The sequence below is a fragment of the Tepidimonas charontis genome, assembly GCF_007556685.1.
Classification (GTDB): Bacteria; Pseudomonadota; Gammaproteobacteria; order Burkholderiales; family Burkholderiaceae_C; genus Tepidimonas; species Tepidimonas charontis.
This window is the reverse complement of sequence record NZ_VJON01000022.1, coordinates 1-23,088: the sequence shown is the minus strand read 5'-3', so window position 1 is coordinate 23,088 and position 23,088 is coordinate 1. Positions and strand designations below refer to the sequence as shown.

Genomic DNA, 23,088 nt, shown 5'->3' with positions numbered 1-23,088 from the left:
TTCATCCCTCATCCCAATACGATCCGACGATGCCGATCTCCGCCGCACGCCACCCCACCACGCCATTTCCGATACAGAAGGACGAGGCCGAGTGGCGCGCCTGGCTCGACGCCAAAATCGCGCGCGGCGAAGCAGAGCCGCTGGCCTATGAAGTGACGCGCCGCGCTGCCACCGAGCGGGCGTTCACCGGGCGCTACGCCGACTGGTGGCAGCTCGGGCGCTACCACTGCGTGGCCTGTGGGGCTCATCTGTTCGACAGCGATGCCAAGTTCGACGCTGGCTGCGGTTGGCCCAGTTTCTGGCGGGCCGTGCCCGGCGCCATCGTCGAGCGACTCGATCGCAGCCACGGCATGATCCGCACCGAGACCCTGTGCGCCCAGTGCGGTGCCCATCTGGGCCACGTGTTCGACGACGGTCCACCACCAACGGGACTGCGTTATTGCATGAACTCTGCCGCCCTGCAGTGGCAGCCTCTGCCCGCTGATGACGCCTGCTGATCGCGGCCTGCGCTTGTGCCTCGGCCAGCGCCCGCCTGTCCCGCCGCTGGCGCCCTCTGACGGCTGCTGCGGCGCCCCCACGGCTGCCAACAAGCCGATCGTGACGGCATCCATGGCCCACGCGCTCGGCGGTGTGCGCTGTCAGTGTTGGCGCCTGTTGCCAAGAGACCGAGTTGGTCGCCCCACACGCCCGCGCTGAACGCGGGATAATCCCACCATGCGCCTGTTGATCGATTTTTTTCCCATCGTCCTGTTTTTTCTGGCCTACCAGTGGCAGGGCATTTATGTGGCCACCGCCGTGCTGATGGGCGCGACCCTGGCTCAAACCGCGCTCATCTACGCCATCGACCGGCGGCTGCAAACCCTGCACAAAGTCACCCTGCTGCTGGTGCTGGCGTTTGGTGCGCTCACCCTGATCCTGCACGACGATCGCTTCATCAAGTGGAAGCCCACCGTCCTGTATGGCGCCATGGCATTGGCGTTGGCGGCCGCGCAGGGTTTGTGGAAAAAAAACGTCCTGCAGCTCTTGCTTGGCACGCAGTTGCGCCTGCCGCACTCGGTGTGGACGCGCCTGACGCTGGCATGGGTTGGCTACTGCCTGTTCATGGCGGCCCTCAACGCCTACGTCGCGGCGTTTTTCTCCACCGACGCCTGGGTGGATTTCAAACTGTGGGGATATATCTTCCCGGTGCTGTTCCTGATCGGCCAAGGCGTCTACGTGGCGCGGCACCTGAAGGACGACATGACATGAACGACCACGCCCCCACCACCAGCGAGGCAGGGCCTACCGCAGCTTGGATCGAGACCTTGCTGCGCCAGGCACTGCAGCCCACGCAGCTGCACGTCATCGACGAGAGCGCTGCGCATGCCGGACACGCCGGCGCCAATGCCCTGGGGCAAGGTACGCATTTTCGCATCCGCATCGCCGCAGCCGCCCTGCGCGGCCGCTCTCGGGTCGCCGCTCACCGCCTTGTGTATGATGCGCTGCGCCCGGCGTTTCAGGCCGGATTGCATGCCTTGGCCATCGAGGTGCTGCCGCCAGAATGACCGTTTCATTGGCTGGCTGCACCCAGTCGCCGGGTGTCTACGCCAGCGCTTTTCTCTGTCTCTTTTTTGTGAGTCTCGCATCCATGAAATACGCTCTGTCGCACGCGGCGCTGGCCGCGTGTCTTGCTGCCGCCGCTGTATCCACCGCAGCGCACGCCCAGAATCTGGCCATCGTCAATGGCAAGCCGGTGCCCAGCGCGCGGCTGCAGGCACTGGAGCAACAAATGGCGCGCGCTGGCCGCCCCGTGGACGATGCGGCGCGCCAACAGTTGCGCGAAGAGGCCATCCTGCGCGAGATTTTCGTGCAGGAAGCCGAGCGGCGCGGTCTGCGCGCGCGGCCCGAGGTCAAGGCCCAGCTCGAGCTGGCCACCCAGACCGTACTGATTCGCGAGCTGTTCGCCGACCAGCAACGCCGCCAACCGGTCACCGACGCCGAACTGCGTGCCGAGTACGACCGTCTGGTCAAGCAAATGGGGCAAGAATACCGGGCACGCCACATTCTGTTGGGCAGCGAAGAGGAAGCCAAAGCCGTCCTCGCCGAGCTGGACAAGGGGACGCGCTTCGAGGACCTGGCCAAGCAGCGCTCCAAAGATCCGGGCTCCGCCGCCAAGGGGGGCGATCTGGATTGGGCCACCCCCGACATGTTCGTGCCCGAATTCGGCAACGCCATGAAGGCCCTCAACAAAGGCGAAGTCACGCGCACGCCGGTGCAATCGCCCTTTGGCTGGCACGTCATTCGCCTGGACGACACCCGTGCGGCCCAGGTGCCACCGTTCGACGACGTCAAGCCGCAGCTGCAGCAACAAATGCAGCAACAGCGCCTGGTGCAGTTCCAGGAAGAGCTGCGCGCCAAGGCCAAAGTGCAATGAAAAACCCCGCGGCCGCCAGGGCACGGGCACGGGTCATCCGTGATCAGCGCTGCGGCGGCCGCGTCGCGTTGGCGGCCGGCAGCGGCCACAGCGCCAGCGCCGACTGCACGACCGGAAACAAGCCATACAGCACCGACGCCGCCATGGCCTGCGCGCCGCTGACGCCCAGCGGCAACAGAACCGCCACGGCGGCCGCCTCGCGCGTGCCCCAGCCGCCGAAGCTGATGGGCAGCGTGGCGAAGACGAAAATCGGCACGGCGGCGGCGGCCACCACGGTCCATGGCAGGGGGGCGCCCACCGCGTGTAAACACGCGCCCAAGGTCGCAATCGACAACCCCTGTACGACCAAAGAGCCCAGCAGTTGGCGCAGCACCTGGGGGCCCGGCGCGTGATGCGCCAGCCGGTGCCACCAGCCCCAGTGCGGCAAACGCGCGCCCCAGGCGGTGGCCGGCAAGCGCAACACCGCATACGGCAGCACCAGCAGCAGCAAGGCCACCGTCCACAGGACGCCCCGCAACGCGAGTATCTGGCTCTCGTCGAGCGCTGCGCCCCCAAGCAGCGCCCAGGCCCGATCGAGACCATGACCGAGGGCCAGCCCCGCCACGCCCAAGACCCCCAACACCCACAAACCACTGAGGCGATCGAGTAGCACCGATGCGCTGGCCTGCGCCACCGGCACCCCCCGCTGGTGCAGTGCCCAAGCGCGCAGCACATCGCCGCCCACCACGGCGCCTGGCAGCCATGCATTGGCCGCCACCCCGCGAAAATACACCGGCAGGGCCCACGCCAGAGGCATGCGCCAGCCCATCCAGTCCACCAGGGCGCGCCAGCGCCAAGCCGACGCTGCATTGGCAGCGGTGCTGGTCAGCAAACCGATCAGCACCCAAGACGCATCGGCTCGTGCCAGGGTTTGCCCGAGCGGTTGCGGATCGACCCACCAGGCCACCGCGGCCAGCAGCACCAGCGCAGCGCCCAGCTTGAAGACGCGCCGCACAGGCAACCTCATGGTCGCGGCGCGCTCACGGGGCGCGTGTGGTACTGCGGACGCGCGGTCCCTTCGTGGTAGATGCGAATCAGCAATTCACCGGTCAGACCGGCGACGATCAGCTGCACTCCCATCAGCACCATCATGACACCGGCCAGCAACAGCGGTCGCATGCCAATGTCTTCACCCATCAGTTTTTGCACGCCCAGATACAGCAGGATGAGCAGCCCCGGTGTGAGCAGCCACAGACCCAGGCCACCGAAGGCATGCAGCGGCCGCTGCCGATAGCGCAGAAAAAAGACGATCAAAACCAGGTCCAGAATGACCCGAAACGTGCGATCGATGCCGTACTTCGACTGACCGCGCGTGCGCGCATGATGCCGCACCGGCACCTCGACGATACGCGCACCGACTTCGCGCGCCAGCGATGGGATGAAGCGATGCAGCTCACCGTAGAGGCGAATGCGCTCGATGATTTCGCGCCGGTAGGCCTTGAGCGCACAGCCATAGTCGTTCAGCGGCACGCGCGTGGCCCACGAGATCAGGCGATTGGCCACCACCGAAGGCAGCCGCCGCGACAGGGCCTTGTCCTGGCGTTGGCGCCGCCAGCCCGAAATCACATCGACCTCCGGGTCCGTCTCCAGGCGCTCGATCAGCGCCGGAATGTCGAGGGGGTCATTTTGCAGATCGCCGTCCAGCGTGACGATATAGCGTCCGCGGGCACGCTCGAACCCGGCCTGCAAAGCGGTGGACTGACCGTAGTTTCGCGCCAGGGCCACCGGATGCAGCCACGGGTACTGGCCCGCCAGCTGGGCCAACAAGGCCGCGCTGCCGTCGGTGGAGCCGTCGTCGATACACAGCAGCTCGAAGGTCCAGCCGGTCGGCTCCAGCGCCGCGCCGACGCGCTGCACCAAGTCACGCAGGTTGTCGAACTCGTTGAACACTGGGATGACCACCGACACGTCGGGACGGTCGGATTGGCCGGCGTCAATGGCGGCGCGCACAGGCGTATCCATGGAATGAGGATGAAACTGAACGAAGGCGCGACGATCGCGCCGCACGGCAGGGCCACACGCGGCCACCCCACGCCGGCTGGCGCCGCGCGCCGGCCGACGCCGCCGCTTAAGGGAGCCAAACGCCCCGGCCGCCGTGGCGGATACGCCAGCGCACCGGCTTGGCGGCGAGTGGACACCCAACCGGGTCGATTGTAACGAGCGCCCGCGGCGGCAGCCGGGCCACGGTAGCGAGCAGGCCCCGCACACCGGCGGTCCTGCCGGCGGCTGGCCACCGCAGCGGCCTCAGGTGGCCAGCCACAGCGGCTGGCGACGGCCACCCCAGGCTTGCCGAAATGACGCCGCGTCTCGCTCGAAATGCCCGACCAGCGACTCGCCGCACTGCGGGCAGTGGCCGCCGGCCTGCAGCCGATAACGGCGGATTCGGTAGCCGTCACGCTCGATCAGCGCACTGCCGCAACGCGCGCACCAGGTGGTGGCGCCTTCGCCATCAGGCACATTGCCGGTGTACACATGCAGCAGACCCTGCTCGCGCGCGATGCGGCGCGCACGCTGCAAGGTCGCCACGGGCGTCGGCGCAACGTCACACATGCGGTAGTCGGGATGAAACGCGGTCAAGTGCAAGGGCACGTCGGGCCCCAGCTCGTCCATGATCCAGCGCGCCAGCGCTGTGAGTTCGGCATCGCTGTCGTTGTGCCCCGGTATCAGCAGCGTCGTGATCTCCAACCACACCGCCGTTTCATGGCGTACGTAGGCCAGTGTGTCGAGCACGGGGCGCAAACGTGCGCCCGTGAGCCGAAAATAAAAATCGTCGCTAAAGGCTTTGAGATCGATGTTGGCCGCGTCCATGGCGGCAAAGAAGTTCCGCCGCGGCTGGGCATGGATGTAGCCCGCCGTCACCGCCACGGTGCGAATGCCGCGCTCGCGGCAGGCGATGGCGGCGTCGATCGCGTACTCGGCGAAAATCACCGGATCGTTGTATGTGAAGGCTACGCTGGCGCAACCCGTCTGCTGTGCGGCCTCGGCAATCGTCTGCGGCATGGCCCGATCCATCAAGCGGTCCGTGTCGCGCGCCTTGCTGATATCCCAATTCTGGCAGAACTGACAGGCCAGATTGCAGCCAGCGGTGCCGAACGACAAGACCGCGCTGCCAGGCAGAAAGTGATACAGCGGCTTTTTCTCGATCGGATCGACGCAAAAGCCCGACGAACGCCCGTAAGTGGTCAGCACCAAGGCATCCGCGCGCCGCGCGCGCACGAAACACGCGCCGCGCTGACCCTCGTGCAGCTTGCACTCGCGCGGGCACAGATCGCACTGGATACGGCCATCCGGCAGCCGATGCCACCAGCGCGCCAGCCATGCCGATTCATCCATGGGCATCGATGGGTCCATCGGATCGCTCCTGCGTCGCGCCCTGCGCGGACGCTGGTTCGGGTTCGCACCACTTCGTCACTGTGTAGCGCTGCAGTTGCACCGCGTCGTCCCAAAAATCCGGCGGCAGACCGGCCTTGGCCACCAGTTGGCGTAAAAACGCCCGCGGCTGCGGCAGCTGCGCCCACACCTGGGGCAAAAAGGTGCTGCGCCGATCATGCCATTGAAAAATCACCCCATCGATCCCGGGCCGCAATCGCTGCAAGGCGTCCTCGCGGCGGTGCGCCGGCACGGGCTCGGTGGCCGACAACAACGACACCTCGATACGCGTTCGCGCCAGCTCTTCGCGGCGCAGCGGTACAAAGCGCGTATCGCGCAGCGCCGCCGCCACGGCATTGGCCTGGACGTCGTCGCGCAAAGGGCGCCACGGCTGCAAGGTGCCGATACAGCCACGCAAGGCGCCGTCCTGGGTCAAGGTCACGAAGGTCGCCCCCGGCGCAGACAGCGCAGCCTCGACCGCGGGGGAAAAACGCATCCCGTTGGTGTCAGACCCCGCGGCGGCGGGCAACGCGCCCAAGGCCGTGCCGATGGCGTGCCGTGCCAGCCGCAGCAGCGCCGATCCGAGCTCAGTGGACGGTGACGCCATCGTCAGCCTCCGTAAACCGCAAGGCGGCGTAACCCACGACCCGTGACCGGTCACCTGCGGTATCGCCAGAGTTGCGGTAGTCGAGTAATTCAGGCAGCAGCCCGTGGCGCCGCGCCGCCAGCAGCAGACCGTTGATCGGCGTTGCGCCGCACGCCTGTGCGTGATCGAGCACGGGATCGAGGGCCAAGATATGCTGCAGCGACTCGGCATCGAGGCGCCTTGCCTGCTCGTCGGTGTGGTAGTGCGACAAGTCCGAGCTGACCACGATGAGCGTCTCCGGCCCGCTCCATAGCCGCTCGATCACCTCCGCCACCTCGGCCGCGCTGGCCTGCCCCACCGCCAACGGAACGCAGGTAAAACGCGGCAGCACGGCCTGCAGAAACGGCAGCTGCACCTCCAGCGCGTGTTCCCAGGCGTGCGCGGCCGCCGAGACGACGACCTGCGGCAAGTCAGCCTGGCGCGAAATAGCCTGCTCGTCCACCGGCACGTCCCCCAAGGGCGTTGCGAACACCCGCGCGCTGGGAACGGCCACCCCCCGCACCGGCACGCGGTGCACGGGCCCCAGCAGCACGACGCGGCGAATCCGGTCACGCCAGCCCTGCAGGTCGGCGTAGGCACGGGCGGCCACCGGTCCGGAATACCGATAACCGGCGTGGGGCACGATCAAGGCCTTGAGGGAGCGTTGCTGCGGCGGCGGGGCGCAACGCGCGTCAGCCAGCAGTGTCGCGAGCAACCGGCGCAGCGCCGGCGGATCGGCCGGATAAAACGTCCCGGCCACGGCGGCCGGACGAACGATGTTGGACATCATGCGCACTCCAAAGGCAAGGCTCGACGACATCAGACTTTCCTATCCTTCACGATGCCCCTGGCACGGTCAAAAATCAAGCGCCACGCACGTCAGCCGACGAATGGCGGCCCGCTATGATGGGGCTTTATACCCGCCAATCGCCAGTGCAGTCCCCACGGGTCCGCCCGCAGTCCCGCCGCATGCCCGCATCCTCTGCCACACCCAGCCCACTTCGCCCCCTGCCCCCCGCGGCGCTGGGCGCGCTGGCGACGTTGCTGCTCGCCCAAGCGCTGGTGCTCAGCGTCCTGCGAGGAGGCACCAGCTACGACGGCGCCGAACAACTGCTGTACACCCAGTATCTGGACTGGGGCTACGGACGCTCGCAGCCGCCTTTGTATACGTGGCTGCTGTGGGGCATGCACCAGGTCTTGGGCGTGGGCCCGTGGGCCGAAAATCTGCTCAAGTTCACCCTGCTCGGGGTAGGGCTGTGCGGGATGGCCTGGCTGGCGCAGGCGCTGTACCCCCGGGTGCGATATGCGGGCGGCGCGGCGCTTTTGCTGTGCCTGCTGGTGCCGGACATCGTATGGGAGATGCAGCGCAACTACGCCCATTCGGTGCTGCTGTTCGCGCTGTTGCCATGGGGCGGCTGGCTGTATCTGCGTGCCTGCAATCAGCCAACGCCGGCCCGTTTGCTGGCCCTGGCACTGGTGGCCGCGCTGAGCGTGCTGGCCAAGTACAACGCAGCCCTCTTTTGGGCCGGAGTGGCGCTGGGTGACGTGCTCGCCAATGGCCGCCGGGCGCTGCCGGCGCGTCCAGCGGCGTGGGCAGCAGCGCTGCTGGCGCTGGCGCTGCTGCTGCCGCACATAGCCTGGGTGGTGCAACATCCAGGGCCATCTCTGGTGATTGCCGATCGTATGGGCGTCAATGCCCTTGGCGCGCCCTGGCGCAATGCCGCAGCCGGCGCATTCGAGTGGCTCGTTGCCTGCCTGGGCCTGTTTGCACTGCCAACACTCGTCATCACGGTGGGGCTACTCCACTCGCGCACAACCGCGCGTGGCAACGACGACCGCGAAACGGGGGGGCACCCCCCTCCTTGGTCCGCGGCCCTGCGTCGGCTCGGGATCGGGTGTGCCGCCGCAAACTGCACGCACCGCTGCCTGTGGCTTTATGCCAGCGCTGCGGCGCTGGCCCTGAGCTTACTGGTGGTACTGCTCAGTGGCATGACACGCGTGCAACCCCGCTGGCTTTTACCCACGGCTGTGCCGTTACTGGCTTTGGCGGCCGGCTGGGTGGCTGGCCAAGGACGGGCGTGGCGGCTGCTGCGCTGGGCGGGACTGACCATAGGCGTCATCGTCATCGTCGGCAACTGGTGGGCCGCCGTCAAACCGGGCGCGCGCACGGCCTACGACTACGCCGCCCTGTCGGCGGTGCTGCGCGCCCAGACCGACGCGGACTGCGCCGTGTTCACCGACTACGCCCATTTCGCCAATCTGCGCTTGGTGGACCCGAGCTGGCGGCTGGCCAACCCGGCCATGCCGCGGCAGGTGGGGCTGGCCGCAGCACACCGCCCGGTGGCGTTGTGGCTGGCACACGACGCGGCGGCACGCCAAGCCACCCTGGCGTTTGCGGCCGCCCAGGGTTGGGTGCCGCTCGGCCCGCCCGAGACGGTGGTGCTGCCGCGGCGCTGGCCTGGGCGCGACGCGCTGGTGGCGGTCCAGCGGCTGCAGCGCCGTCTGGTCGCCACCTCGGCGCCGCCCGCGCCGAACGCCGCCGGGGTTGCCGCACCGGGCCGGCCCTGACTCAGTGCACGGTCGGCCCGAAGGTGAACTGCCCCGGCGCACGTACCGGATCCACATCCACCTGAATGACGCTCTTGGGCGGAAAGCGCCCCTCCAAGATGAGCTTGGACAGCGGGTTTTCGATGCGCTGCTGGATCGCACGCTTGAGCGGCCGCGCACCGAACACCGGATCGAAACCGACTTTGGCCAGCTCGTCCAGCGCCGCGTCGCTGAACTCCAGCGTCAAATCCAGGCGTGCCAGCCGCTCCTGCACCGTGCGCAGTTGGATGCGCGCGATGTTGCGGATGTGCTCGGCCGACAGCGGATGGAAGACCACCGTTTCGTCGATGCGGTTGAGAAACTCGGGCCGGAAGTGAGCCTTGAGCTCCTCCCACACGGCGTCTTTGATGTCCTCCATGTCCTGCCCGGCCATGGCCTGGATGCGGTGCGAGCCGATGTTGGAGGTCATGACGATGACCGTGTTCTTGAAATCCACCGTACGACCCTGCCCATCGGTCAGCCGCCCGTCGTCCAGTACTTGCAGCAGCACGTTGAACACATCGGGGTGGGCCTTTTCCACCTCGTCGAGCAACACCACGCTGTAGGGTTTGCGCCGTACCGCCTCGGTCAGATAGCCACCCTCGTCGTAGCCGACGTAGCCCGGCGGCGCGCCGATGAGCCGACTGACCGAGTGCTTCTCCATGAACTCGCTCATGTCGATGCGGATCATGTGCTCCTCGGTGTCGAACAGGAAAGCGGCCAGCGCTTTGCACAGCTCGGTCTTGCCGACCCCAGTCGGCCCCAGGAACAGGAAGCTGCCCAGCGGCCGGTTCGGATCGGACAGGCCGGCACGGGCGCGGCGGATGGCATTGGCCACGGCCACGATGGCTTCATCCTGCCCGACAACGCGCTCGTGCAGCTTCTCCTCCATGTGTAGCAGCTTCTCGCGCTCGCCCTGCATCAGCTTGGATACCGGAATGCCAGTGGCGCGTGACACCACTTCGGCGATTTCCTCGGCTCCGACCCGCGTGCGCAAGAGCTTCAAGCCCTGCCCGCCCGCACTTTCGCGCGCCTGTGCTTCTTGCAGGCGCTTTTCCAGTTCGGGCAGGCGCCCGTACTGCAATTCGGCCACTTTGTTGTAGTCGCCCTTGCGCTTGAGTTCCTCGATCTGGAAGCGCACGCGGTCGATCTCTTCCTTGATCTGCGCCGAGCCCTGCACCTGGGCCTTCTCGGCCTTCCAAATCTCCTCCAAGTCGGCGTACTCGCGCTCGAGCTTGCCGATCTCCTCTTCGATCAGCTCCAGCCGCTTGCGCGAGGCCTCGTCGGTTTCCTTGCGCACCGCCTCGCGCTCGATCTTGAGCTGGATCAGGCGACGCTCCAAGCGGTCCAGGGCCTCGGGCTTGGAGTCGATCTCGATTTTGATGCGCGCCGCCGCCTCGTCGATCAGGTCGATGGCCTTGTCGGGCAAGAAGCGATCGGTGATGTAGCGGTGCGACAGCTCGGCCGCGGCAACGATGGCCGGGTCGGTGATTTCGACGCCGTGGTGCAGCTCGTACTTCTCTTGCAAGCCGCGCAAGATGGCGATCGTCGCCTCCACGCTCGGCTCCTCGACCAGCACTTTTTGGAAACGCCGCTCCAGCGCGGCATCCTTCTCGATGTACTTGCGGTACTCGTCCAGCGTGGTGGCACCGATGCAGTGCAACTCGCCGCGCGCCAGCGCGGGCTTGAGCATATTGCCGGCGTCCATCGCGCCCTCGGCCTTGCCGGCGCCCACCATGGTGTGGATTTCGTCGATGAAGAGGATGATGCGTCCCTCTTCGGCGGCGATCTCCTTGAGCACCGCTTTCAAGCGCTCCTCGAATTCGCCGCGATATTTGGCGCCCGCAAGCAACCCCGCCATGTCCAGCGCCAGCACGCGCTTGTCCTTGAGCGTGTCGGGCACTTCGCCGGCGACGATGCGCTGCGCCAGCCCTTCGACGATGGCGGTCTTGCCCACCCCCGGCTCGCCAATCAACACCGGGTTGTTCTTGCTGCGCCGCTGCAAGATCTGGATGGTGCGGCGAATCTCGTCGTCGCGTCCGATGACCGGATCGAGCTTACCCTGGCGCGCGCGCTCGGTCAAGTCCAGCGTATATTTCTTCAGCGCTTCGCGCTGGCCTTCGGCCTCGGGGTTGTCCACCTTTTGGCCGCCGCGCACGGCGTCGATGGCCGCTTCCAGCGCCTTGCGACTCAAGCCCGCCTTGCGGGCATCGTCGGCCAGCGCGATTTTGCTGTCGGCCAAGGCCAGCAAAAAGAGCTCGCTGGCAACGAACTGGTCGCCGCGTTTGATGGCCTCTTTTTCGGCGGCTTGCAGCAGACTGACCGTGTCGCGCCCAATCTGCACCTGTTCTTGGCCTTGCACCTGGGGCAGACGCTGCAGCGCCTCGTCCGCCGCTTTTTGTAATTGAGCGGTGTTGGCGCCGGCACGCATCAACAGCGCGCGCGGGCCGTCTTGCTTGAGCAGGGCTGCCAGCACGTGCGCTGGCTCGATGTAGGCATGATCGTGCCCGAGGGCCAGCGACTGTGCGTCACTGAGCGCTTCCTGGAATTGGGTGGTGAATTTGTCGATGCGCATGAAACACTCCAAACGGGGAACTGCCTTTCATATGGAGCGCGGCGCACTCATTTTCAAGCAGGCGCGAGAGCCTGGATTGACCGACGCAAAAAAGTCGCGCGCATGGCGCCAGCGCTGCCGCGCCATGCACGGCAAACGTACGCTACTGCACCGGCGGGACAGGCGCACAAAAAAACCACGGCGACACAAGTCCCGCTACGGGGCCGCCCCAAGCGCGCCTAGCCGGCGTTGCGTGCCTCAATGCCCCAACGCGCCAGGGCGGCATCGTCGCTGACGCGGGCGTCCACCCACCGCGCACCCGACGGCGTCTGCTCTTTTTTCCAGAACGGCGCCTGGGTTTTGAGGTAATCCATCAAAAACTCACAGGCTTGAAACGCTTGGCCACGGTGGGCCGACGTCACCGCCACCAATACGATCTGATCCTGTGGCTGCAACGGCCCCACCCGGTGGATGACGCGCACGCCGCGGATGTCGAAGCGCCGGCGCGCCTCCTCGATCATCGCCTCGATGGCGCGCTCGGTCATACCCGGATAGTGCTCCAGCTCGAGTGCCGCCACGGCCGCGCCCTCGCTGTGGTCACGCACGGTGCCAACGAACGCACAGACCGCCCCCACGCCGGTGTCGCCCGCGCGCAACGCTGCCACCTCGGCCCCCAGATCGAAATCGTCGGTTTGAATGGTGATACGGTGAACTGGCACGGACATGGCCGCCTCCTCGGTCTGCACAGGCTGCGCGACACGGCCCGCTGCCTCGGCGCGCATCTTCACCCCCCCGTCACCGGAGGGAAGAACGCCACTTCGGCACCATCGTGCAGCGGCGTGGCTTCGTCGGCCATCACCTGGTCCAGTGCCACCCGCACGGCGCGCCCCCGTCCCAGTGCATCGGCCCAGGGGCCGCCGCGTGCGATCAACTCATCGCGCAACGCACCCACAGTGCCCGCCGATGTGTGGACCGCCAAGTCGGCGGTGCCGACCGCCTCGCGCAGGGCCGCAAAAAAGCGCACATTGACCTTCATGGCCACCATTATGGCGCGCACCGCGGCACCTGCGTACAACGATCGGCGCCCTGGTGCTGCGGCCCGTGCCAACACTGGCGGCTGGCTCAATCGAGCAGGGCCCACAGCGGCAGGTAGCGCACGGTGTCACCGTGCGCGATGGTGCCACCCGCGGGCTTGTCGACCAGGCCGTCGGCCCAGGCCATCGAGGTGAGGACGGAGGAATTTTGGTTGGGAAACAGATCCAGCCCGCCCGCCGCGTTGCGGCGCACGCGCAAAAATTCGCGCCGTTTGTCGGGGCGCGTGACCTCGAAATGAGCCGTCAGCGGCAGCGCCGCTGGCAAGGTCGGCGCCACCGCCGCACCCGCCAGGCGCAGCAGCAGCGCACGCGCGAGCAACACGAAAGTCACGAAGCTCGACACCGGATTGCCGGGCAGTCCAATCAGGTGGCAGCGGCCGCGCGCACCCAGGCGCTCGCGGTCGATCCAGCCATGGGCAAAAGGCTTGCCAGGCTTCATGGCGATCTGCCACAGATCCAGCGCCCCCATGGCCTGGACCACGGGTTTGATGTGGTCTTCCTCCCCCACCGACACCCCGCCGGTGGTCACGATCACGTCGTGGGTACGCGCGGCCTCGGCCAGGGCGGCCTGGGTGGCTTGGCGATCATCAGGAATGCGCCCCAGCACCGTGACGGCGCAACCCAAGCGCTGCAGCAGCGGCTCGAGAAAATAGCGGTTGGAGTTGTAGATGGCGCCCGGGGGCAGCTGCTGCGGGGGGCATTCGCCCGGCTGCACCAATTCGTCACCGGTGGCAGCCAATGCCACGCGCAGCCGGCGAAAAACGGGCAGCGTGGCGCAGCCGATCGAGGCCGCCAGCCCCAGGTGCGCCGCCGACAGGCGCGTGCCCGCCGGCAGCACGACGCTGGCCGCGCGCACATCCTCACCTCGTCGCCGCACGCATTGCCCTGGCCGGGGCACAGCACCAAAGCGCACCCAGCCCAACGCCGCGCCTTGGTCAGCGCCGGTCTCGGGCGCTGGCGCCAACGCGACCTCCTCTTGCATGACGACGGCGTCAGCTCCATCGGGCAACGGCGCCCCGGTGAAGATTCGCGCCACGGTGCCGGGCGCCAAATGGGCGCCGAAGTGGCCAGCCGGGATGCGCTGTGCCACCGGCAGCGCCTGCCCTGCCGCCAGCGCACGCGCCACGTCGTCGCAGCGCACGGCGTACCCGTCCACTTGGCTGTTGTCGAAACCGGGTACGTCCAGTGCGGCCACCAAGTCGCGCGCCAACACCCGGCCGGCGGCACTGGCGGTGGGCACCTCCTCCACCTCGGCCACTGGCTCCGCCTGCGCCAGCAGGCGCTGCAGCGCCTCCTCCAGCGCCATCAAACCGCGCGATGTCGCACCGTTCCTCGTCTGCTCTGCCATCGACTTTCACCCTCCAAATGTGGCCAGAGCGGCGCACCGCCCTGCGCGGCGGCCCGTCGCACGCACGGGCCGCGCCTCATCCAGCACGGCAGACCGTCTCGATATACGCCTTGACGCGCTCGACCTCGGGCGGCATCACCCGCACCCGCTTGGGCAAGGCTTCGATGCCGGCGAATTTCGCTGGCCGCTCGGGCTCGCGGCCCAAGGCCTCCTGGATGGTGGCGGCAAACTTGATTGGCAGCGCCGTCTCCAGCACGATCATCGGCACACCGGGCTGCTGGTGCTCGCGCGCCACTTTGACGCCGTCGGCGGTGTGCGGGTCGATCATCACACCGAACCGCTGCCAGGCATCGGCGATGGTGGCCAGCCGGTTGGCGTGGGTGCTTTTGCCGCTGACGAAGCCAAAGCGCTCGCGCGCATGCGCAAAGGCGGGGTGGGCGCTGAGGTCGAAGCGCCCGTCGCGCGCCAACGCTTCGCCGAACAAGGCGCGCGTCTGCGCGGCATCGCGCCCGAGCAGATCGAAAACGAAGCGCTCGAAATTGCTCGCTTTGCTGATGTCCATCGATGGACTGGAGGTCTCGAAGGTGTCGGCACTGCTGCGCACCCGGTAGACGCCCGTGCGGAAAAATTCGTCGAGCACGTCGTTTTCGTTGGTGGCTACCACCAGCTGCGCAATCGGCAACCCCATCATGCGCGCCACGTGGCCGGCGCAGACATTGCCAAAATTGCCGCTGGGCACGGCAAAGCTGACGCGCTCGTCGTCGCGCTCGGTGGCCTGGATCCAGCCTGCGAAGTAGTACACCACCTGCGCCAGCAAGCGCGCCCAATTGATGGAGTTGACGGTGCCGATGCGCCAGCGGCGCTTGAAGTCGAGATCGGCGCTGACCGCTTTGACGATGTCTTGGCAGTCGTCGAACACGCCCTCGATGGCGATGTTGTGGATGTTGGAGTCTTGCAGGCTGTACATCTGGGCCTGCTGAAACGGGCTCATGCGCCCGTGGGGGCTCAGCATGAAGACGCGAATGCCGCGCTTACCGCGCATGGCGTACTCGGCAGCGCTGCCGGTGTCGCCACTGGTGGCGCCCAGGATGTTGAGTGTTTCGCCGCGGCGCGCCAGCTCATACTCAAACAGCTGACCGAGCAGTTGCATCGCCATGTCCTTGAAGGCCAGGGTCGGCCCATTGGACAGCGCCTCCAGCCACAGGCCGTCTTCCAGGTGGCGCAGCGGCACGATTTCGCCGGTACCGAACACCTCGGCGGTGTAGGTGCGGCGCAGCAGCGCGCGCAGGTCGTCAGCCGGAATGTCGTCGATGTACAGCGACAGGATTTCGAAGGCCAACTCGGCGTAGCCTTGCTCGTGGTAGATGCGGCGCCAGCGCGCGAGCGTCGCTGTGTCCACCTGCGGGTAGTCCTCGGGTACATAGAGACCCCCGTCGGGCGCGAGCCCTTCGAGCAAAATGTCGCAAAAGCGCGGCCGCGCCGCATCCCCCCGGGTCGAGCGGTAGCGCATCAGGCCAACTCCTCTTTGCGGATGCGCACGACCGGTGCGAGTACGGTGGGCAAGGCTTCGATGGCGCGCAGCGCCGCGTTCATCGTGCCTTCGGCGGTGTCGTGGGTCAGGATGATGAGGTCGGTTTGCGTGCTGCCCTGCCCGCCGACCTCGTCGGCTTCGCGCTGCAAGACGGCGTCGATGCTGATGCCGGCGCGCGCCAGGATCCCGGTGACGTCGGCCAGCACCCCGGGCTGGTCGGCCACGCGCAGCCGCAGGTAGTAGCTGGTGACGACCTGCTCCATCGCCACCACCGGCAGCGGGCTCATCGCGTCGGGTTGAAAGGCCAGGTGCGGCACGCGGTGTAGCGGATCGGCCGTGTGCAGGCGCGTCACGTCCACCAGGTCGGCGATCACGGCGCTGGCGGTCGGCTCGCTGCCGGCGCCCTTGCCGTAGTACAGCGTGGTGCCGACCGCATCGCCCTGCACGACGACGGCGTTCATTGCGCCCTCGACGTTGGCGATCAGCCGCCGGGCGGGCACCAGCGTCGGGTGCACGCGCAGCTCCACGCCGCCGTCCACCCGCTTGGTGATGCCCAGCAGCTTGATGCGGTAGCCGAGCTGCTCGGCGTAGCGGATGTCGGCCGCCTGCAGCTTTGTGATGCCCTCGACGTAGGCCTTGTCGAACTGCACCGGAATGCCAAATGCCAGAGCGCTGATCAGCGTGACTTTGTGCGCCGCGTCGATGCCCTCGATGTCGAAGGTCGGGTCGGCCTCGGCGTAGCCCAGGCGCTGCGCCTCCTTCAGCACGACGTCGAAGTCGAGCCCCTTGTCGCGCATCTCCGACAGGATGAAGTTGGTGGTACCGTTGATGATGCCGGCCACCCACTGGATGCGGTTGGCGGTCAGGCCCTCGCGCAGCGCCTTGATGATCGGAATGCCGCCGGCCACCGCTGCCTCGAAGGCGACCATCACCCCCTTGGCCTGGGCGGCGGCGAAGATCTCGCTGCCGTGCACCGCCAGCAGCGCCTTGTTGGCGGTGACGACGTGCTTGCCAGCGGCAATCGCCTCCATGACGAGCTGGCGTGCGATGCCGGTGCCGCCGATGAGCTCGACCACGATATCGATCGCCGGGTTGGCGATCACGGCCAGCGCGTCCCCCACCACCGTGGCCGCGTCGCCGACGATGGCCCGCGCGCGCTCGGTGTCGAGGTCGGCCACCATCGCAATCTGGATGCCGCGCCCGGCGCGACGCCGGATTTCTTCCTGGTTACGGCGCAAGACGTGGAAAACGCCGCTGCCAACGGTGCCGATGCCCAGCAGGCCGACGTGGATCGGTTGGAGTTCGCTCATGTTCGTGGTTCGGATGTCACATCAATCGGTTCGGGGTGATACGCAGGGCCGCCGCGTACACGGTCAGTCGGTGCCGTAGCGCCGCCGCAGGTGGCCCAGAAAGCGCGCGATGCGCCCGATCGCCTCGGCCAGGTCGTCCTCGTGCGGCAGGAACACCAGCCGGAAGTGGTCCGGCGTCGGGTAGTTGAAGCCGGTGCCCTGCACGATCAGCACCTTCTCCTCGGCCAGCAGGTCGTAGGCGAACTGCTGGTCGTCCTCGATCGGATAAATCTTCGGATCCAGGCGCGGGAACATGTACAGCGCCGCCTTCGGCTTGACGCAGCTCACGCCCGGGATCTCGGTGAGCAGCCGGTGTGCCAGATCGCGCTGGCGGCACAACCGCCCGCCGGGCGCCACCAGGTCGTTGATGCTCTGATAACCGCCCAGGGCCGTCTGGATCGCCAGCTGCCCCGGCGTATTGGCGCACAGCCGCATCGAGGCCAGCATGTTCAGCCCCTCGATGTAGTCTTTGGCGCGGCGCTTGTCGCCCGAGACGATCATCCAGCCCGCCCGGTAGCCGCAGGAGCGGTAGTTTTTCGACAGGCCATTGAAGGTGACGAACAGCACGTCATCGGCCAGCGACGCGATCGAGGTGTGCACGTTCCCGTCGTAGAGCACCTTGTCGTAGATTTCATCGGCAAAGATGATGAGCCCGTGCTTGCGCGCCAGCTCGACGATGGCCTGCAACACCTCCACCGGGTACAGCGCGCCCGTGGGGTTGTTGGGGTTGATGACGACGATGCCCTTGGTGGCGGGCGTGATCTTGCGCGCCATGTCCTGCAGATCCGGAATCCAACCATTGGCTTCGTCGCACAAATAGTGCACGGGCGTGCCGCCGGACAGCGATACCGAGGCCGTCCACAGCGGGTAGTCTGGCGCCGGCACCAGGATCTCGTCGCCTGCGTTGAGCAAGGCGTTCATCGACATCGTGATGAGCTCGCTGGCCCCGTTGCCCAGATACACGTCATCGACCGTGACGCCGGCGATGCGCTTTTCTTGCGTGTAGTGGACGATGGCCTTGCGCGGCGCAAACAGCCCCTTGCTGTCGGTGTAGCCGGCCGCCTGCGGCAGGTTGCGGATCATGTCCTGAACGATCTCGTCGGGCGGCTCCAACCCGAACACGGCCAGATTGCCGATGTTGAGCTTGATGATCTTGTGCCCGTCTTCCTCCATCTGGCGCGCCTTCTCCAGTACGGGGCCGCGGATGTCGTAGCAGACGTTGGCGAGTTTGGCCGATTTGTGGATGACAGGGGCAGGCATGGTGCAGGAGGCTTCAGCGGCGGGGCTCGGCCGCGCCGACACGAGGGGAAAAAAACGCTGTGTGCGGCCCGCAGGCCGTGCGAGCCTATAATTTCACCACAGTTTTGCCATTCGACCGTCGTCCTCCGCCACTGCGGCGCCCGCATGAAATTTCAGCCCGACCGCATCGACACCGTGGCCATTCAAGCCCATGGACCCGGTTGGTTGGTCGTGGCCGGCCAGCGCCACGAGCACAGCGTCATCGTCAGCCCCGCCGGCGTGCAACCCTGGGATTGCACCGCGCTGGCCGATCTCACCCCCGCCCATTTCGAGCGCCTGCTCGACGACGCGCCGGAAGTGGTGCTGTTTGGCAGCGGCCAGCGCCTGCGCTTCGTGGCGCCGGCGCTGCTGCGCGCGCTGCTGCAGCGCGGCATCGGCGTCGAGACCATGGACACGATGGCGGCGGCGCGCACCTACAACATTCTGGCTGCCGAAGGACGGCGTGTGGTGGCGGCGTTGCTCATCGAGACCGCTGGCAAGTGATGCGGCAGCTCAATATGCTAAAATAGGTCTGTTCGGCGCGGAGGATCGACTGCCGCCGTCGGGCGCCGAGTCGGCGCGCAACGCGCCGCTGTGCGCTGTCAGGTGCGGGTTTGGCCTTGCGCGACATTTGACCGAACACCTTCGACGAACCAACCACGCAGGGGTCCCGCTTCATGGCCGTAGTCGTCAACAAACCCATCCCCGAATTCGAAGCGCAAGCGACAGGCGGCGTCAAGGTTACCCATCAGTCCCATCTCGGCCAGATTTTGGTACTGTACTTCTACCCCAAAGATCACACCCCCGGCTGCACGACCGAAGCGCAACAGTTTCGTGACCAGTATCAGGAGTTCGTCAAGGCGGGCGCTCAGGTGTTCGGCGTCTCGCGCGACAATCTGAAGTCGCACCAAGATTTCAAGGAAAAGCTTGGTCTGCCCTTCGAGCTGATTGCCGATACCGAAGAAAAAATGTGCCACATGTTCGGCGTGGTCAAAAACAAGATCATGTACGGCAAGAAGGTCAAAGGCATCGAGCGCAGCACCTTCCTCATCAGCCCCGAAGGGATCTTGCTGCAAGAGTGGCGCGGTGTCAAAGTACCCGGCCATGTCGACGAAGTACTCAAAGCCGTGCACATGATCAAAAAAGTGGCCTGATGGGTCAGGGGCTCTGCCCCGGCTCGGCCACCGGACGCGCGCATGACTTCTGCGGCCGCCCACGGGTGGCCGCGGTTTTTTCTGGCATCATCGACCCATGCCACTGCCACCTCCGCCTCGACGTAAGGCCGACCGCGTTCAAACCGCCCACTCCTCCACGGCTGCCGCCACTGAGCCTGGTGCCAGTGCCGCAGCGCTGGCACCCGACACACCGTCCGACATCGCAGCCGCGCCAGCCACCCCAGTACCCAAATCGTCGAAGCGACAGGCGCACCGTCGGCGCACCGGCACGCAAGCCGCCTCCCCCCACGCGCCAGCGGCTACCGGCGCCATTCTGGATGCTGCAGCCACGCGCGACGCCGCCGCACCCGATACGGGGGCAGCCGGTGTCGCCGATGCAGCCGACGCACGCCAGCGCCTGGAGGTTATCGGCGAGCCGCTCGCCGCCGTGGCCCCTGCGCGGCAGCCGCCAACGAGCGCACGCTCCAGCCGGCGCCGCAGTGTCCCCGGTAAGGCGGGCCGGCGCCTGTTCGTGCTGGACACCAACGTGCTGATGCACGATCCGAGCTCGCTGTTTCGTTTCCAGGAGCACGACATCTTTCTGCCGATGATCGTGCTGGAGGAGCTGGACAACAACAAAAAGGGCATGAGCGAGGTGGCGCGCAACGCGCGGCAAGCCAGCCGCACGCTGGATGCGCTGGCTGCGGCCGCCGGTGCCGATATCCGCGATGGTCTCCCGCTGGCCGCGCTGGGCAACACCGATGCCACCGGCACGTTGTTTTTCCAAACCGAGCTGCTGCCGCACGCCCTACCCGACGATTTGCCCCAGGGCAAAGCGGACAATCAAATCCTGTCGGTGGTGCAGGCGCTGACGGCGCGCCACCCAGACCGCGACGTGGTGTTGGTGTCGAAGGACATCAATATGCGCGTGAAGGCGCGCGCGTTGGGGCTGGCTGCCGAGGATTACGAAAACGACAAGACACTCGACGACGCCGAGATGCTCTACAGCGGCACGCTGGCGTTGCCGGCAGACTTCTGGACGCGACAGAGCAAAACGGTGGAGAGTTGGCAGCAGGGGGGCCACACTTTCTACCGCATCGCGGGGCCGGTGGCCGAGCAATTGCTGCTCAATCAGTTCGTCTATTACGAGGCGCCGGGCGAGCCCGCGCTGTACGCGCGGGTGGTGGAACTGCGCGGCCGCCAGGCGGTGTTGCGCACCATCAGGGACTACTCCCACCTCAAGCACGCCGTCTGGGGTGTGACGGCGCGCAACCGCGAGCAAAATTTCGCGCTCAACCTGTTGATGGACCCCGAGATCGATTTCGTCACGCTAGCCGGCACGGCGGGCACTGGCAAGACGCTGATGGCCCTGGCCGCGGGCTTGACGCAGGTGCTCGATGAGCGGCGCTACACCGAAATCATCATGACGCGTGCCACCGTCAGTGTCGGCGAAGACATCGGCTTCCTGCCCGGGACGGAGGAGGAAAAGATGGGCCCCTGGATGGGCGCGCTGGACGACAATCTGGAGTTCTTGACCAAGGGCGGTGGCGGTGCCGGCGAGTGGGGGCGCGCCGCCACGCAGGATCTGGTGCGCAGCCGCATCAAGGTCAAGAGCCTCAATTTCATGCGTGGACGCACCTTCCTGAACAAATTCGTCATCATCGACGAGGCGCAAAACCTCACGCCCAAGCAGATGAAGACGCTGATCACGCGCGCCGGCCCGGGCACCAAACTGGTGTGCATGGGCAACCTGGCGCAAATCGACACACCCTACCTGACCGAAGGCTCCTCGGGCCTGACCTATGTGGTGGACCGCTTCAAGGGCTGGCCGCATGGCGGCCATGTGACGCTGGCGCGCGGGGAGCGCTCGCGCTTGGCCGATTTCGCCAGCGACGCGCTCTGAACGCCGAGGGCGGACGCGCTGGTGCGCGCCCATGATGGGGCCGCATCACGCGGCGTCGGGCGCCGGTGTGCGAATGGCCCCCGGTACGCGCTGGCGCGCCAGCAGCAGGTACATGGTCGGCACCACGAAAATGGTCAGCAGCGTACCGATGCTCATGCCGCCCACGATCACCCAGCCGATCTGCTGACGGCTCTCGGCCCCGGCGCCGCTGGCCAGCGCCAGCGGTATCGCGCCCAGCACCATTGCGGCGGTGGTCATCAAAATCGGCCGCAGGCGCAGCGCCGCCGCCTCGCGCACCGCGCGTTGGATGTCGTGCCCCTGCTGACGCAGCTGGTTGGCGAATTCGACGATCAGGATACCGTGCTTGGTGATCAAGCCGACCAGGGTCACCAGGCCGATTTGGCTGAAAACGTTGAGCGTGCCGCCCGTCAATTTGAGTGCCGCCAGCGCCCCCAACATCGACAGCGGCACTGACAGCAAGATGATGAACGGATCGATGAAACTTTCGAACTGCGCGGCCAACACCAGGTAGATGAAGACCAGCGCCAGCACGAACACCACCGCCAGCGCGCCCGATGCGGCGCGAAATTCCCGGCTCTGACCGTCGAGGTCGGTGGTGTAGCCCTCGGGCAGCACTTCGCGCGCGATCGCGTCCATGGCCTGCAGCGCGTCACCGAGCGCGAAGTCGGGTGCCAGGTTGGCGGTGATGGAGGCGCTGCGCCGCTGGGCGAAGTGGTTGAGCTCACGCGGGCTGACGACCTCCTCCACCTGCACCAGGGCCGAGAGCGGTATCATCGCCTCGCCGCGGCCGCGCACGTACAAGCGCTCGATATCCTGCGGGGTGCTGCGCGCGCTGGGGGCCGTCTGCACGATGACGTCGTATTGCTCGCCTTCGCGCTTGTAGCGCCCAACCACGCGCCCGCCCAGCATGGTCTCGACGGTGCACGCCACGGCCTCGACGCTGACGCCGAGATCGGCGGCACGCGCGCGGTCGACCTGCAGCCGCAGTTCGGGCTTGTTCATGCGCAAATCGGTGTCGACCTGCAAAAAGCCATTCACCTGCGCCATGCGGCGCTGAAACTCGGCCACCACGCGCCCCAGATTGGCGTAGCTGTCGGTGGTGGTGATGACGTAATTCAACGGCCGCTCACGAAAACCCTGCCCCAGCGACGGCGGGGTGATGGGGAAGGCCGTGACGCCGGGCAAACTGGCGATACGCGGCGCCATTTCGCGCGCCAGCTGCAGCGTGCTGCGCTGGCGCTCTTCCCACGGCTTGGCACGGAAGAATACGGTGGCCTGTGAAACGGTGGGGTTGCCGATCAGGCCGAAGACGCGGTCGAACTCCGGGTATTCGGCGCCGATGCGCTCGATCGCTTGCGCGTAGCGCGCGGTGTAGTCCAATGTGGCGCCGTCAGGGGCGTTGACGATGTTGAGGATGACGCCGCGATCCTCCAGCGGCGCCAGCTCCTGCTTGGTGGTGCGCAACAGCCACAGGCCGGCGCCAGCACTGACCAGCATCACCCCCACCACTAGCTGTGAAGCTTCAATAGGTTGTATCTGCGGTTCACCCGGACTGCGTCTGGGAGACTGGGAGTCGCCAAACAATCCAGCACTTTCAGGAACAGCCGGATGAACACCCATAAGAATGCCCGACTTACCTTCGCCCGTCGCTTGCAGATGGTTCAAGAGATGACACAGCACGGGCTCAAGGCCTGTGTAGCGGCCTCACGCCATGGCGTGACGCCGCGCACTGCGCGCAAATGGCTGGGCCGCTACCTGGCTGAAGGAGCCAGCGGCTTGACCGACGCATCTTCCCGGCCGAAGCGCTCGCCGCGGGCGATTGAG

At 66.8% G+C, this 23,088-nt stretch carries 21 protein-coding genes and 1 pseudogene; 9 read left to right on the top strand and 13 right to left on the bottom strand.

The features are described from left to right. The first annotated feature begins 29 nt into the window (after window positions 1–29). The 4 genes from msrB (at window position 30) to Tchar_RS07725 (ending at window position 2,413) form a co-directional block, all read left to right on the top strand. Window positions 30–497, top strand: coding sequence for a peptide-methionine (R)-S-oxide reductase MsrB (gene msrB, locus Tchar_RS07740; protein WP_144328489.1), 468 nt, complete (start codon window positions 30–32; stop codon window positions 495–497). Window positions 498–714: 217 nt separating this feature from the next. Further along, a complete protein-coding gene (locus tag Tchar_RS07735; protein WP_144328488.1) occupies window positions 715–1,248 on the top strand; it encodes a septation protein A in 534 nt (177 codons plus the stop codon). After that, complete coding sequence (locus tag Tchar_RS07730) at window positions 1,245–1,544, top strand: BolA family protein (RefSeq protein ID WP_144328487.1); 300 nt, start codon at window positions 1,245–1,247, stop codon at window positions 1,542–1,544. Before Tchar_RS07735 ends, Tchar_RS07730 begins: the two co-directional genes overlap by 4 nt. A gap of 83 nt (window positions 1,545–1,627) precedes the next feature. Continuing rightward, window positions 1,628–2,413 (top strand): peptidylprolyl isomerase, encoded by a 786-nt coding sequence (locus Tchar_RS07725; protein WP_144328486.1) that lies wholly within the window; start codon window positions 1,628–1,630, stop codon window positions 2,411–2,413. A 43-nt stretch (window positions 2,414–2,456) separates the two neighbouring features. On the opposite strand, the gene Tchar_RS07720 is transcribed toward Tchar_RS07725, so the two are convergent. The 5 genes from Tchar_RS07720 to amrB form a co-directional block, all read right to left on the bottom strand. After that, entirely contained in the window at window positions 2,457–3,419 is a 963-nt protein-coding gene (locus Tchar_RS07720; protein WP_144328485.1) for a lysylphosphatidylglycerol synthase transmembrane domain-containing protein, read from the bottom strand. Continuing rightward, window positions 3,416–4,414, bottom strand: a complete 999-nt coding sequence (locus Tchar_RS07715; protein WP_144328484.1) for a glycosyltransferase family 2 protein — start codon at window positions 4,412–4,414, stop codon at window positions 3,416–3,418. Before Tchar_RS07715 ends, Tchar_RS07720 begins: the two co-directional genes overlap by 4 nt. Before the next feature lie 282 nt (window positions 4,415–4,696). Then, window positions 4,697–5,803, bottom strand: coding sequence for an AmmeMemoRadiSam system radical SAM enzyme (gene amrS, locus Tchar_RS07710; protein WP_236640384.1), 1,107 nt, complete (start codon window positions 5,801–5,803; stop codon window positions 4,697–4,699). Beyond that, window positions 5,778–6,428, bottom strand: coding sequence for an AmmeMemoRadiSam system protein A (gene amrA / locus Tchar_RS07705; RefSeq protein ID WP_144328483.1), 651 nt, complete (start codon window positions 6,426–6,428; stop codon window positions 5,778–5,780). Before amrA ends, amrS begins: the two co-directional genes overlap by 26 nt. Next, a complete protein-coding gene (gene amrB / locus Tchar_RS07700; RefSeq protein WP_144328505.1) occupies window positions 6,409–7,233 on the bottom strand; it encodes an AmmeMemoRadiSam system protein B in 825 nt (274 codons plus the stop codon). Before amrB ends, amrA begins: the two co-directional genes overlap by 20 nt. Before the next feature lie 182 nt (window positions 7,234–7,415). Between amrB and Tchar_RS07695 the strand changes: the two genes are divergently transcribed. Next, window positions 7,416–9,014, top strand: coding sequence for a glycosyltransferase family 39 protein (locus Tchar_RS07695; RefSeq protein ID WP_161595480.1), 1,599 nt, complete (start codon window positions 7,416–7,418; stop codon window positions 9,012–9,014). A gap of 1 nt (window position 9,015) precedes the next feature. Here the strand turns inward: Tchar_RS07695 and clpB are convergent, their stop codons facing one another. From clpB to Tchar_RS07660, 7 genes are all read right to left on the bottom strand, one after another. Beyond that, window positions 9,016–11,607, bottom strand: a complete 2,592-nt coding sequence (gene clpB, locus Tchar_RS07690; protein WP_144328481.1) for an ATP-dependent chaperone ClpB — start codon at window positions 11,605–11,607, stop codon at window positions 9,016–9,018. A 218-nt stretch (window positions 11,608–11,825) separates the two neighbouring features. Then, the gene (moaE, locus tag Tchar_RS07685) at window positions 11,826–12,311 is read right to left on the bottom strand and encodes a molybdopterin synthase catalytic subunit MoaE (RefSeq protein ID WP_201739329.1); all 486 of its coding nucleotides are present in this window, start codon (window positions 12,309–12,311) and stop codon (window positions 11,826–11,828) included. 59 nt (window positions 12,312–12,370) lie between these two features. After that, entirely contained in the window at window positions 12,371–12,622 is a 252-nt protein-coding gene (gene moaD, locus Tchar_RS07680; protein ID WP_144328480.1) for a molybdopterin converting factor subunit 1, read from the bottom strand. Between the two features lie 86 nt (window positions 12,623–12,708). Beyond that, window positions 12,709–14,028 (bottom strand): molybdopterin molybdotransferase MoeA, encoded by a 1,320-nt coding sequence (locus Tchar_RS07675; RefSeq protein ID WP_144328479.1) that lies wholly within the window; start codon window positions 14,026–14,028, stop codon window positions 12,709–12,711. A gap of 76 nt (window positions 14,029–14,104) precedes the next feature. Then, a complete protein-coding gene (thrC, locus tag Tchar_RS07670) occupies window positions 14,105–15,538 on the bottom strand; it encodes a threonine synthase (protein WP_144328478.1) in 1,434 nt (477 codons plus the stop codon). Then, window positions 15,538–16,869, bottom strand: a complete 1,332-nt coding sequence (locus tag Tchar_RS07665) for a homoserine dehydrogenase (RefSeq protein ID WP_144328477.1) — start codon at window positions 16,867–16,869, stop codon at window positions 15,538–15,540. The genes thrC and Tchar_RS07665 overlap by 1 nt, the downstream gene beginning before the upstream one ends. A 63-nt stretch (window positions 16,870–16,932) precedes the next feature. Next, window positions 16,933–18,168, bottom strand: a complete 1,236-nt coding sequence (locus Tchar_RS07660) for a pyridoxal phosphate-dependent aminotransferase (RefSeq protein WP_144328476.1) — start codon at window positions 18,166–18,168, stop codon at window positions 16,933–16,935. Window positions 18,169–18,312: 144 nt separating this feature from the next. On the opposite strand from Tchar_RS07660, the gene Tchar_RS07655 reads away from it, so the two are divergent. The 3 genes from Tchar_RS07655 (at window position 18,313) to Tchar_RS07645 (ending at window position 21,243) form a co-directional block, all read left to right on the top strand. Beyond that, window positions 18,313–18,690: an Mth938-like domain-containing protein gene (locus Tchar_RS07655; RefSeq protein ID WP_144328475.1), complete on the top strand. Its 378-nt coding sequence runs from the start codon at window positions 18,313–18,315 to the stop codon at window positions 18,688–18,690. 173 nt (window positions 18,691–18,863) lie between these two features. Then, entirely contained in the window at window positions 18,864–19,340 is a 477-nt protein-coding gene (locus tag Tchar_RS07650; protein ID WP_144328474.1) for a peroxiredoxin, read from the top strand. A gap of 97 nt (window positions 19,341–19,437) precedes the next feature. Next, window positions 19,438–21,243 carry a PhoH family protein gene (locus Tchar_RS07645; protein ID WP_144328473.1) on the top strand — a complete coding sequence of 602 codons (1,806 nt, stop codon included), beginning with the start codon at window positions 19,438–19,440 and terminating at the stop codon, window positions 21,241–21,243. Window positions 21,244–21,288: 45 nt separating this feature from the next. On the opposite strand, the pseudogene Tchar_RS07640 reads toward Tchar_RS07645, so the two are convergent. Next, a pseudogene (locus tag Tchar_RS07640) lies at window positions 21,289–22,776 on the bottom strand (efflux RND transporter permease subunit); the annotation flags it as partial. Window positions 22,777–22,872: 96 nt separating this feature from the next. Between Tchar_RS07640 and Tchar_RS07635 the strand changes: the two are divergent. Next, window positions 22,873–23,088 (top strand): leucine zipper domain-containing protein (locus tag Tchar_RS07635; RefSeq protein WP_144328471.1); only part of this gene is annotated, 216 nt, incomplete at its 3' end.